This window comes from Pantoea eucalypti, assembly GCF_009646115.1.
GTDB classification, from domain to species: Bacteria; Pseudomonadota; Gammaproteobacteria; order Enterobacterales; family Enterobacteriaceae; genus Pantoea; species Pantoea eucalypti.
Genome location: NZ_CP045720.1, coordinates 2131438 through 2143488, shown reverse-complemented (window position 1 = coordinate 2143488; position 12051 = coordinate 2131438). Strand labels below are relative to the sequence as shown.

At 55.9% G+C, this 12051-nt stretch carries 15 protein-coding genes; all 15 read left to right on the top strand.

The genetic code is table 11. The annotated features are described in order from the left end of the window. Window positions 1–60: 60 nt before the first annotated feature. The gene (gene pqqA, locus EE896_RS09930; RefSeq protein WP_010245082.1) at window positions 61–132 is read left to right on the top strand and encodes a pyrroloquinoline quinone precursor peptide PqqA; all 72 of its coding nucleotides are present in this window, start codon (window positions 61–63) and stop codon (window positions 130–132) included. Window positions 133–186: 54 nt separating this feature from the next. Further along, the gene (gene pqqB / locus EE896_RS09925; RefSeq protein WP_140915583.1) at window positions 187–1104 is read left to right on the top strand and encodes a pyrroloquinoline quinone biosynthesis protein PqqB; all 918 of its coding nucleotides are present in this window, start codon (window positions 187–189) and stop codon (window positions 1102–1104) included. 3 nt (window positions 1105–1107) lie between these two features. Further along, entirely contained in the window at window positions 1108–1863 is a 756-nt protein-coding gene (gene pqqC, locus EE896_RS09920; RefSeq protein WP_003853494.1) for a pyrroloquinoline-quinone synthase PqqC, read from the top strand. Between the two features lie 3 nt (window positions 1864–1866). Further along, window positions 1867–2145 (top strand): pyrroloquinoline quinone biosynthesis peptide chaperone PqqD, encoded by a 279-nt coding sequence (gene pqqD, locus EE896_RS09915; RefSeq protein WP_003853497.1) that lies wholly within the window; start codon window positions 1867–1869, stop codon window positions 2143–2145. Further along, a complete protein-coding gene (pqqE, locus tag EE896_RS09910) occupies window positions 2108–3274 on the top strand; it encodes a pyrroloquinoline quinone biosynthesis protein PqqE (RefSeq protein ID WP_003853499.1) in 1167 nt (388 codons plus the stop codon). Before pqqD ends, pqqE begins: the two co-directional genes overlap by 38 nt. After that, complete coding sequence (gene pqqF / locus EE896_RS09905) at window positions 3274–5550, top strand: pyrroloquinoline quinone biosynthesis protein PqqF (RefSeq protein ID WP_140033464.1); 2277 nt, start codon at window positions 3274–3276, stop codon at window positions 5548–5550. The genes pqqE and pqqF overlap by 1 nt, the downstream gene beginning before the upstream one ends. 115 nt (window positions 5551–5665) lie before the next feature. Beyond that, complete coding sequence (locus tag EE896_RS09900) at window positions 5666–6250, top strand: YceI family protein (protein ID WP_003853502.1); 585 nt, start codon at window positions 5666–5668, stop codon at window positions 6248–6250. 444 nt (window positions 6251–6694) lie between these two features. Continuing rightward, the gene (locus tag EE896_RS09895; protein WP_140915584.1) at window positions 6695–7675 is read left to right on the top strand and encodes a 6-phosphofructokinase; all 981 of its coding nucleotides are present in this window, start codon (window positions 6695–6697) and stop codon (window positions 7673–7675) included. A 9-nt stretch (window positions 7676–7684) separates the two neighbouring features. After that, window positions 7685–7999: a PTS sugar transporter subunit IIB gene (locus tag EE896_RS09890; RefSeq protein ID WP_003853506.1), complete on the top strand. Its 315-nt coding sequence runs from the start codon at window positions 7685–7687 to the stop codon at window positions 7997–7999. After that, entirely contained in the window at window positions 7992–9359 is a 1368-nt protein-coding gene (locus tag EE896_RS09885) for a PTS sugar transporter subunit IIC (protein ID WP_008925155.1), read from the top strand. Before EE896_RS09890 ends, EE896_RS09885 begins: the two co-directional genes overlap by 8 nt. Further along, entirely contained in the window at window positions 9346–10188 is an 843-nt protein-coding gene (locus EE896_RS09880; RefSeq protein ID WP_003853511.1) for a class II fructose-bisphosphate aldolase, read from the top strand. The genes EE896_RS09885 and EE896_RS09880 overlap by 14 nt, the downstream gene beginning before the upstream one ends. A gap of 94 nt (window positions 10189–10282) precedes the next feature. After that, window positions 10283–10552: a hypothetical protein gene (locus EE896_RS09875; RefSeq protein WP_003853512.1), complete on the top strand. Its 270-nt coding sequence runs from the start codon at window positions 10283–10285 to the stop codon at window positions 10550–10552. Window positions 10553–10561: 9 nt separating this feature from the next. Then, window positions 10562–10999, top strand: a complete 438-nt coding sequence (locus EE896_RS09870; protein ID WP_140915585.1) for a PTS sugar transporter subunit IIA — start codon at window positions 10562–10564, stop codon at window positions 10997–10999. Beyond that, window positions 10996–11619, top strand: coding sequence for a P-loop nucleotide/nucleoside kinase family protein (locus tag EE896_RS09865; RefSeq protein ID WP_003853517.1), 624 nt, complete (start codon window positions 10996–10998; stop codon window positions 11617–11619). Before EE896_RS09870 ends, EE896_RS09865 begins: the two co-directional genes overlap by 4 nt. Continuing rightward, entirely contained in the window at window positions 11588–12028 is a 441-nt protein-coding gene (locus EE896_RS09860; RefSeq protein ID WP_003853519.1) for a thiol-disulfide oxidoreductase DCC family protein, read from the top strand. The genes EE896_RS09865 and EE896_RS09860 overlap by 32 nt, the downstream gene beginning before the upstream one ends. Window positions 12029–12051: the final 23 nt, after the last annotated feature.

Below are 12051 nucleotides of genomic sequence, written 5' to 3'. Positions count from 1 at the left end.
CATTGCCGGTCACGCTGATTTCAGACAGCTTTTTTACTGTTAACCAAGAGGAAGTAACTCATGTGGAAAAAACCAACTTTCGTTGATATGCGTCTCGGTCTGGAAGTCACTCTGTACATCTCCAACCGTTAATCGTTCTGCCCGCCCTCTGAGCGGGCATTTTTTTTCAACTTCTGGTTTTCCTCTATGTTTATCAAAATCCTCGGTTCAGCCGCGGGTGGCGGATTTCCGCAGTGGAACTGTAACTGCGCCAACTGCCACGGCGTGCGTAATGGCACGATTCAGGCCCAGGCACGCACGCAATCGTCAATTATCCTGAGCGATAACGGCGAAGACTGGGTGCTATGCAACGCTTCACCCGATATCAGCCAGCAGATCCTGCATACGCCAGAACTGACCCGCCAGGGCGTGCTGCGCGGCACGGCGATTGGGGGGATTATCCTCACCGACAGCCAGATCGATCACACCACCGGGCTACTGAGCCTGCGTGAAGGCTGCCCGCATCAGGTGTGGTGTACGCCGGAAGTGCATGCTGACCTCAGCACCGGCTTCCCGATCTTTCCGATGCTCACCCACTGGAATGGCGGCTTACAGCACCGGCCGATTGCGCCACTGACGCCGTTCAGCGTCGATGTCTGCACAGATCTGCAGTTCACGGCGATTCCCATTATCAGCAATGCACCGCCTTACTCGCCCTTCCGCGACAGGCCGCTTGCCGGCCACAACGTGGCGCTGTTTATTGAAAACCGGGCGAATGGCCAGACGCTGCTCTACGCACCAGGTCTGGGCGAGCCCGATGCGGTGATATTGCCGTGGCTGCAAAAAGCGGATTGCCTGCTGATTGATGGCACCGTCTGGCAGGATGATGAGCTGCTGGCTACCGGCGTGGGTCACAACACCGGCAAGGCGATGGGCCATCTGGCGCTGGCGGAAGAGCAGGGACTGATGGCGTTGCTGGCGTCTCTGCCGGCCAGACGCAAAATTCTGATCCACATTAACAACACCAATCCGATCCTTAACGAGCAGTCACCGCAGCGTCAGTTTCTGACGGAGCAGGGAATAGATGTGAGCTGGGACGGGATGGCGATCCACCTTCAGGGCTAAATCATGCAGATCACTGACACGCTGTCACCACAGGCTTTTGAACAGGCCCTGCGCGACAAAGGCGCTTACTACCATATCCATCACCCGTATCACATTGCGATGCATAACGGTCAGGCCACGCGCGAGCAGATTCAGGGCTGGGTGGCAAACCGCTTCTATTACCAGACCACCATTCCGCTAAAAGATGCGGCGATCATGGCTAACTGTCCCGATCCGGCGACCCGCCGCAAATGGGTTCAGCGCATCCTTGACCACGACGGCAGCAATGGCGAAGAGGGCGGCATTGAGGCCTGGCTGCGGCTGGGCGAGGCGGTCGGTCTGACGCGCGAAGAACTCTTGTCAGAGCAGCATGTGCTGCCGGGCGTGCGTTTTGCGGTGGATGCTTACATTAACTTCGCCCGCCGCGCCAACTGGCAGGAGGCGGCCTGCAGCTCGCTCACCGAACTGTTCGCTCCGCAGATCCACCAGTCACGGCTTGAGAGCTGGCCGCAGCACTATCCATGGATCAAAGAAGAGGGCTATTTCTACTTCCGCAGCCGCCTGGGTCAGGCGAACCGCGATGTGGAGCATGGTCTGGCGCTGGCGCTGGAGTACTTCACTACCGCTGAAACGCAGAACCGGATGCTGGAAATTTTGCAGTTTAAGCTCGATATTTTATGGAGCATGCTGGACGCCATGACCATGGCTTACGAGCTGAAACGTCCGCCTTATCACACCGTCACAGACAAGGCGGCGTGGCACACCACCCGACTGGTATAACAGATGAATGAAAACTCGATTGCCGCGTTTCGTCGCGGCTACCGTATGCAGTGGGAAGCTGCTCAGGATACGCACGTGGTGCTTTATCCTGAAGGCATGGCAAAGCTGAACGAAACCGCCGCCGCCATTCTTGAGCTGGTGGATGGCAAACAGAATATCGCCGCGATTATCGCGACCCTGGATAACCGTTTTCCGGAAGCGGGCGGCGTGGGTCCGGACGTCTTAGAATTCCTGCAGTCAGCCTATGAACAGAAGTGGATACAGTTCCGTGACCCCGCATAAACCTGGTGTGAATCCGCCGCTCTGGCTGCTGGCAGAGCTGACCTATCGCTGTCCGCTGCAGTGTCCCTACTGCTCTAACCCGCTGGATTTCGCCCAGCAGGAGAAGGAGCTGACGACTGAGCAGTGGATCGAAGTCTTTCGTCAGGCGCGCGCGATGGGCAGCGTTCAGCTCGGATTTTCCGGCGGCGAGCCGCTGGTGCGAAAAGATCTGCCTGAGCTGATCAAGGCGGCGCGCGACCTTGGCTTCTATACCAACCTGATCACCTCCGGCATTGGCCTGACCGAGAAGAAGCTGGATGCGTTCAGCGAAGCGGGTCTGGATCATATCCAGATCAGCTTCCAGGCGAGTGACGAAACCCTGAATGCGGCGCTGGCGGGATCGAAAAAAGCGTTTCAGCAGAAGCTGGAGATGGCGAAAGCGGTGAAAGCCCACGGCTATCCGATGGTGCTGAACTTCGTGCTGCATCGTCATAACATCGATCAGATCGATAAAATCATTGACCTCTGTATTGAGCTGGAGGCAGATGACGTTGAACTGGCGACCTGTCAGTTCTACGGCTGGGCGCAGCTTAACCGTGAAGGTCTGCTGCCGACACGTGAGCAGATCGCCCGTGCGGAAGCCGTGGTGAAAACCTACCGTGAGCGGATGAGCACCACCGGCAATCTGACCAACCTGCTGTTTGTGACGCCAGACTACTACGAAGAGCGACCCAAGCCCTGCATGGGTGGCTGGGGCGCTATCTTCCTCAGCGTGACGCCAGAGGGCACGGCGCTGCCGTGTCACAGTGCGCGCCAGCTGCCGGTGGAATTTCCCTCTGTACTGACGCAAAGCCTGGACGATATCTGGTATAACTCGTTTGGCTTTAACCGTTATCGCGGTTTCGACTGGATGCCGGAGCCGTGCCGCTCCTGTGATGAGAAAGAGAAAGATTTTGGCGGCTGTCGCTGTCAGGCTTTCATGCTGACCGGCAATGCCGACAACACCGATCCGGTCTGCAGCAAATCGCCGCATCACGGCAAAATCCTTGAAGCCCGGCGTGAGGCGGATTGCAGCGACATTAAAATTGGTCAGCTGCAGTTCCGTAACCGCAGCAACTCGCAACTGATCTACAAAACACGGAACCTCTGATGAAAACGCGCGGCCTGGTGATAAACGGTCTGATGATTGAACTGGTGCATCAGGCAGATGCCAGCCAGGCCGCTGCCCTGATTCAGGTGGGTGCAGGGAGCCACGATGAGCCAGAACGCTGGCCCGGACTGGCGCATCTGCTGGAGCATCTGCTGTTCACCGGCAGCAGCGGCTGGCCTGATGAGGGCCGGCTGATGAGCTGGATTCAGACCCAGGGCGGGAAGGTCAACGCCACCACGCTGGCCCGGCGCAGCGCGTTTTTCTTTGAGGTGACGCCGTCGTTGCTGGCTGACGGGCTGGCCCGACTTCAGGATATGCTCGTCTCTCCGCTGCTGGATAATCAGGCCATCGCGCAGGAAGTGGCGGTGATTGACGCCGAGTATCAGCTGTTGCAGCGCCATGAGCCATCCCGCATCGAAGCGGCACTGCTGCATTCCGCGCAATCACCTGCGGAATTTCAGCGCTTCCATATCGGCAGCCGGGCGAGCTTTGGCGACGAGATGTCTGCGCTGCAACGGGCGCTGCGTCAGTTCCATCAGCGTTACTATTTCGCCAGTAATATGCGGCTCTGGCTACAGGGACCGCAGTCACTGGATGAACTGGAGCAGCTGGCACGTCAGTTTGCCAGCGCGCTGCCTGCTGGTCAGTGGCAACAGGATCTGCCCCCGCCGCAGCTGAACAGCCAGACCTGCTGGCAACTGGCGGGTAGCGCCTCGCCAGCATTATGGCGCACCTGGCTGATTGAAAGCAGTGACGGTGTCACTTTGTGGCGTGAATTTTTACTGGATGAGGCGCCCGGATCGCTGCTGGCAACGCTGCGTGAGCAGGGGCTGGCGGAGACGCTGGAGCTGAAGTGGATCTATCAGGCGGGCGGTGCGCTCTGGCTGGCGCTGGGCGTCGAAACTGAGATGCCAGAAACCGTGAATGCGCTGATTGATAGCTACGTGCAGGCACTGAGCCAGACCGGTGAGGCACAGCATCAGCACTATCATCAGCTTGCTCAGCAACGATTTGTGACGTTGTCACCTATGGAGCAACTCCGTCAGCGCGCCGTTGGCTTTGCGCCTGATGAAGCGCTGCCAGCACTGTTGCTGTTGCTGGAGAGGCTTAATGCCGCGCCGGGCACCCTGCTCTGCTGTACGCCGCAACCGGCAGCAGAAAATCTCATCACACAGGGTTACAGTCTGGCACTGACCCACTGGCAGCCAGCACCACCTGACGCGCTGCCCGCGGTGAATTTCACATTCTATCCGCTTGATGCCGCCATTACGCCTGATCCTCTGCCCGAAGAGTCGGTGGCGTTACCGCATTATCAGTCAGATAACCCGAACCCCGTGCTGATTCTGCGACCCGAGTTTTACTCAACGTTTACCGCCGAGGTGGGCGAAGCGCTGGGGCGGCGGTTGCGTCCGCTGTTTGCTGCGCTGCGTCACCAGGGCGGTAACGGCTGCTGGCAGGAAGTAGAGGGCGTATGGCAGCTCACGCTTCAGCTGACGACAGATGAGGCGGTCACTGATCAGGCGCTGAGCCAGATTGTCTGTGCACTGTCGCTGCCGGTTGAGGCAAACCTGCCGTCACCTGTCGAAAGCATCGCAATCCGCGCGCTGCAGCAGCAGCTGCCTTATCAGCTGGCAGCGACCTTTGCGCCGGATTGCTGGCGGGCGGCGCTTAAAGGCGGCAACGCGGCGCTGCATTCGCTGATTGCCAGGCGGCTGAGCGCGCTGTCGCTGCCGGTTAACCCTGACACGCCACCAAAACGTATGACCACACAAACGGGCATGACGCGTCTGCTGCACGCCAGTACGGATAACGCGCTGTTGCTGTTTATTCCACTGCACCGTCCTGAACAGCTTGCGGCATTACGTGCGCTGGCGCTGATCTACGAGCCGCGTTTCTTCCAGCGCTATCGGGTTGAACAACCTATAGGGTATGTCGTTAACAGCCGCTATATGCGCTGTGCCGATGAAGACGGCGTAGTGTTTGCGCTGCAGTCGCCCGATTACAGCGCGCTGTCACTGTTGCGCTACTGCCGCAACTTCCTGCGTTCCCTTAACGAGACGCTGGCAGAGTGTGACCTGGTGGCACTGAAAACGCGTCTGCTGAGCCGGGAAGTGGCGCAGCCACTGGCGCAGTTACGCCGTGAAAATGGTCTGGCAGAACCGGATGCGGCGCAGATAGAGGCGCTGACCCTTACCGATCTGCAACAGCTGCACCGCACACTGATTCAGGATCGCCGCCGCTGGCGCGTGCTGTTTACCGGGGGAGAAAATGTATAGCGCCCGATATAAAGTTGCTGAATTTATTTGAAAATTACGGACAAATCTCTTCACTGTCTATTCCGGGCTAACTGAACCACACTCAGTTCACTTTTGTCCGGATAAGGAATTGACTGTGAAGAACTTCAAACGTATCGCACTGCCCCTGTTAGCCGCTGCTACCCTTTACGCCCCGTTATCTCAGGCTGAGGCGATGCACTACCAGCTGAATCCTGAGCATACGTCTGTCATTGTGGCCTGGAACCATTTTGGCTTCTCAAATCCTACCGCGGATATTCCGGATGCAACCGGTACGCTGGTGTTTGATAAAGATCATCCGGAAGCATCACGCGTTGACGTAACCCTGCCAGTCAGCAAAATCGACAGCCATGTTGCGGCGCTGACCAAAGAGTTCAAAGGCGCTGAGTATTTCGACACGGCCAAATACCCAACTGCGACCTTCCACAGCACCAAAGTGGTTGCAAAGGGCGACAACAAATTTGACGTTGAAGGTAACCTGACCCTGAAAGGGATCACTAAGCCTGTTACGCTGCACGCCACGCTGAACAAGCAGGGCGAGCATCCGATGGTGAAGAAGCAGGCGATTGGTTTTGATGCCACCGGCACCATCAAGCGTTCTGACTTCAGGCTGGACAAATATGTCCCGGCGGTAAGCGACGACGTCACCCTGACGCTGTCTACCGAAGCTTACGCGAAATAAGTGTGTGGGGCGCAGCAGCTCGCTGCGCCCCTGATTCATTTTTCTTCCTTTCCTGCCTCTCCTGAAATATTCCCTTTTTTACGTGCACTGAATAATCCAGCCCTCCCGATAAAAACTATTTTAATCGCCTGAACCGGGCCAGAACAGGGAAAAATGAGGTGAAAGTCACAAATTCGCAATGCCATTTTTATGCCCGATCATTCGTTATTCTGTTGGCCAAATCAAAAACCTGTTCGGCAACCTAAGCTGATGATTTGTATTGATTCGTCCGTGAAGTAATAAGTTGGAATAGAGTGACTCAGCTCACAAATAAAGGCCTTAAGCTACTGCTGTCAACACGCCTGCCCGAAAAATACCGCGCGTAACTGTGATCTCCTCTGCAAATAGCAACCCCGTGAACCGGAAGAATGGCCCTCAGCAGAGTAAGCCAGCGGGGTGAGGGAAATGCGCATTGGAATGGTGATCAGTGGCGGGGATGTCACCGGAATAAATAACTTTGTCTTCCAGATAGGGCGTCTCGCGCAGGCTGAGATGGTGATATTTGACGGCGGCATTCCCGGCCTTCTGGCAAATAACCATCGTGATATCAGCCAGCGCGATCTGCTCGACTTTGCCATCGCCCCGATTCCGGTGATGCAGTCCGGAAGGACGCAAAAGAAACTGGTGCGCAGCGAATATGATTTAATTGCGCGCCAGCTTAAAAGCGCACGTATTGACGTATTAATCATGGCAGGCGGTGACGGATCGCTGCAGTTTCTCCACATCCTGTCGGAGTCTGGCGTTAATTGTTTCGGCGTCGGTATGACCATCGACAATGATGTCTTCGGCAGTGATTACACGCTGGGATTTTCTACCGCCTGCGAACAGGTATTAAAAGAGGTCGCAAAACTGCGTAATACCGGGCGCGCCTTACCGGGCCGGGTTTTTATGCTGGAGTTACTCGGCGGCTATTGCGGCGAATTAACGCTGCAATCGGCGATTAAATCCAATGCGGATATCGCCCTGATTCCGGAGTGCCAGATTCCTTTGCCACAACTGGCGCAGCGTATTACCGGACGGCTGGCCGAACAGAACAGCGTGGTCATCCTCTGTTCAGAAGGCTACACCCGTGAATATTCGCCCGGTTTTCAGGGGGCGATCGACACCTTAATCAAACAGCTTGAGCCGCTTATTGGCGTACGCATCCGTAAAACTATTCTCGGTTACGGACTGCGCAATGGTGATCCCACCTGCGAAGAAATTTATCAGGGCACCATTATGGCCAGTGAAGTGGTGCGTTGTATTCAGTCAGGCATGCGGAATAAAGCGGTCATTATTAATGGCAGCAATAAACCGATCCCGATTGATTTATTAAGCATGCAAAAACGCTTGGTCGATATTGACGGGCACCATTACAAACTCGCTAAACAACTCAATATAGTGTGAGGAAAAACCATGCTGAAAATATTATGTGTCTGTGGTTGTGGATTAGGATCCAGTTTTGCGATTGAGATGAGCGCAAAAGCAGTATTAAAAAAACTGGAAATTGAGGCCGATATCGATCACACCACCATTTCAGAAGCGAATGCATTTAAGTCAGATATGATCCTGACGCAAAAAGCCTTTGCCGATGTATTAAATGCCGACGCCAGTCCGGAACAGATTAAACGGGTCATTATTCTTAACCGGCTCACCGATAAAGTGGAAATAGAGCAGAAGATCCTGGCCTTTTTAAAAGAACGTAACGAGAAGGTCGCTGCCCATGAATAGTGTGATCGACTTCCTGGTAAAAGATCTGCTGGGGCAGGCCTCAATTCTGATCGCGTTTATTGCGCTGATTGGTCTGCTGCTGCAGAAGAAATCAGCAGGCAAGGTGGTGGAAGGCACCTTTAAAACCCTGCTCGGCTTTTTAATTATGATGGCGGGTATCAATATTATTGTGGGGACGCTGACGTTCCTCAATACCATTTTTACCCACGGCTTTGGTATGCGCGGCTATATCACCGATGTAGCCGCTATCGCCGGACTGGCTAACCGTGAGCTGGGATCTGAAGTGGCGCTGACGCTGCTGGTGATCTTTATCGTCAATATCATCATCGCGCGGCTGACACCGTTTAAGTACATCTTCCTGACCGGCCAGGCTCTGTTATGGATGGCGACGATTGGCGCTGTCATCGGCTACAAAGCGGGGCTGACTGGCCTGCCGCTGATCCTGACCGGCGGCATCTTCGGCGGGATTATGGCGGTCGTGATGCCCGCACTGGCACAGCCGGTGGTGCGGCGTATCACCGACTCCGACGATGTGGCGCTGGGTCACTTCTGCACCATTGGCTATCTGGTCACGGCGGCGGTCGCCAAAGTGGTGGGCAAAGGATCGCGCTCCACCGAAGACCTGAAGCTGCCCGATAACTTTAAGTTTCTGCAGGATACCTATCTGTCGATGGCGCTGGTGATGGTGCCGATGTACCTGATCCCCGCCGTGGCGGCCGGTCCGGCATTCATTGCCCAGTACAGCAACGGCATGAACTACCTGATGTACGCCTTTATGCAGTCGATTCAGTTCGTGGCCGGGGTCTTTGTGCTCTACAGCGGTGTCCGCCTGCTGCTCAACGAGCTGGTGCCTGCCTTCCGGGGCATCGCCATGCGCGTGGTACCCGATGCCAAACCGGCGCTGGACTGCCCGGTGATGTTTCCTTACGCCCCGAACGCGGTGATTGTCGGATTCCTCGCCACCACGCTCGGCTCCATCGTTGGCATGCTCGTCTTCCCGATGTTTGGACTGGCGATGATCCTGCCGGGACTGCTGACCAACTTCTTTGCCGGGGGCACCGCCGGGGTCTTTGGTAATGCCATGGGCGGACGACGCGGCGCGATGATCGGCGGCTTCGTCCACGGACTCTTTATCACCATTCTGCCCGCCATCCTGGTGCCAATGCTGGAGAGCTACGGCTTCACCGGCGTGACCTTCAGTGACTCCGACGTCATCAGTACCGGCCTGGTGCTCGGCCACGCCTTCCAGAATAACTGGCTGTTCGTCGCCCTGTTTATTGCTTTTGTTACCGCGCTTGCCTGGTTTGTTAACGGCAAATCCACCAAACCTCAAGAGGAAAAAATCCATGAAACTTTATAATTTCGCCGACCTGTTAAAGCTGGCTAAACAGCGTGACTTTAAAGCGGTGGGTTCTTTTAATCTTCACTGCCTGGAAATGTTGCCCGCTTATTTTAAAGCGGCAGAGAAGACCAACAGTCCCTTAATGATTCAGATCTCCACCGGCACGGCGAAATATCTCGGTCATAAGTTGCTGGTCGATGCCATTAAATCGCTGTCGGAGAGTATGAATGTGCCGACCTGTTTGCATCTCGATCACTGTTCCGATTTAGCGGCGATTCAGACGGCGATAGATGCCGGATTCAGTTCCGTGATGTATGACGGGTCACATCTGCCGATTGAAGAGAATATTGCCAATACCCGCCGGGTGATTGATATGGCGCGTCCGCATAATGTTTCAGTTGAAGCGGAACTGGGTGCGATTGGCGGTTCGGAAGATGGTAAATGTGTGGAGATGGAGGCGATCGCGTTTACGCCGGTGGAAGATGCACGCCGTTTCGTTGAAGAGACCGGCGTTGATATGCTGGCAATCTCAATCGGCACCGTACATGGCCTTTACACCGGGAAGGCGCATATTCAGCATCAGCGCCTGGCGGATATTACGGCGGCAACCCACACGCCACTGGTGCTGCACGGTGGCACCGGCGTCAGCGATGAAGATATGCGACTGGCGGTAAGCAGCGGGATTGAGAAGGTCAATGTCGGCACCGAAATGAATGTGCAGTGGGTGGCGCAGTGCAAATCGACCTTTGAGAAAGGCAAGGTCAATGACAGCGTGCGTAATTTCCTGGTGCCCGCCAATGATGCAGTGACCAATGTGCTGGTAGAGAAGATGCAGTTATTCCGTTAATTACCCGCGTCGCCATCACCGAATTATTGCGTTAAACGTTTTTATCATCACTATTAATCTGAGACACCCCGGCATATAGGGGGCAGGAGAGCCTATGTTTGGATTCTTAAAAAAGTCTCCGGCTGCGGAACAACCCAGCGAGCAGCAGCAGGATCATCTGGCGGAAGTCAGTCGCGAGAAAATAACGCAACTGGAGCAGCAGCTCGCAATTAACCCGCGTGATGGCGAAACGCAAAAACAATTAATGCTGGAATATAACCGGGCATTAAGTTTATTTGCGAAAAGCCGTCGCTATCGTAATGAAATTGATGCGCTGTTTGTCAAAATCGATGAATTACGCAATGTGGTTCGCCAGTCGATTTAAGGAGAGCTGATGACGATTAAGCAGTTATTGCAAGAGGCCAACGCCATTCAGATTGGCATCGACGCCACGGACTGGCGTCAGGTTATCGCGCTGGCCGCCGAACCGCTGGTTAGCGGCGGCTATCTCGACGCCACCTATCCGGATGCGGTGATCGCCAACACCCTGGCCCATGGGGCGTATTATGTTTTTGAGGAGGGAATTGCCATTCCTCATGCCCGGCCGGAAGCGGGGGTGATCCGCGACTGTTTCAGTATGATCCTGCTGAATAAACCGATCTCGTTTGAGGGCAGTGAAAAGGCGGACATTGTGATTATGTTTGGCGCGCGCGACAGCAACGCCCACATTGAAGAGGGGATCCGCGCGATTGTGTCGCTGCTGGAGGATGAGGAGACGCTGGTCCGGTTACGTCGGGCCAGCAGTGTCGCGGAGGTTATCGATATCCTATGACACAAAATATCCCCCCTAAACGCGTGGTGCTGGTTAACGGCATTCCGGCGTCGGGTAAGAGCACCCTGACGCACGCGCTATCACAACACTTTGGCTGGCCGGTGCTGACGCTGGACAGCCTGAAAGAGCCTTTTATGCACGCTTTTGCGCCGGTCGATCGGCAGCGTAACCGGCAACTGGGCTGCGCGGCCTATCAGGCGATCTGGAACATCGTCGAACAGGCACCCGCCAGTCAGGTCTGGCTGATCGATGCCTGGTTTGGTTTTCAGCCGCGCGCGCTGCTGGAGCAGGGACTGCAACAGGCGGGCGTCGAAGAGGTGCTTGAGCTGTGGCTGAAGATTGAACCGGAGGTGGCGGTGGCGCGCTATCAGGCGCGACTGACCCAGCGACTGCCGGGGCATCCAGGCGCTGAGTACCTGCCTGAACTTCATCAGCTGGCACAACAGGCCAGGCCAATGACGCTGGGGCCGTTGTTTGAGGTGGATGCCTGCGCCCAGGATCACGCTGCCGTTATCCACTGGCTGCAACAGCAACTGACCAGAACCCGCTACACTTCAGCTCATCATCAGAGGAGTGAGGAGTTGCAGGATGTCGTCGCCCCCGTATCTGCAAACCGGTGAAAGCGCCGTGCTTTATGACGGCGTCTGTAAGCTGTGTAATGGTTGGGTTCAGTTTCTGCTGCGCCACCATCTGGCGCGGCAGGTCCGTTTTGCCTCGGTGCAGAGCGAGCAGGGCAAAGCGCTGTTGCGCTGGGCCGGACTGCCGGAAGAGAATATCAGCACCCTTGTCTACATTGATGGTAATCAGCACTGGCTGCGGGCGCAGGCGGTTTTCCGTGTTATGCAGCACCTGCCAGCACCCTGGCGCGGGCTGGCGGTGCTGCGTCACTTTCCGGACGTGATCAGTAACGCGGCTTACGACCGCATCGCGTTAAACCGCTATAAGCTGTTTGGCCGTTACAGTGAGCAGCACGTTCTCACGCCCGATTATCCTGAACGTTTTCTGCATCCGATGCCGTCCGAAGGTTAGTGGCGGCTTGTCCGACAGGCAGG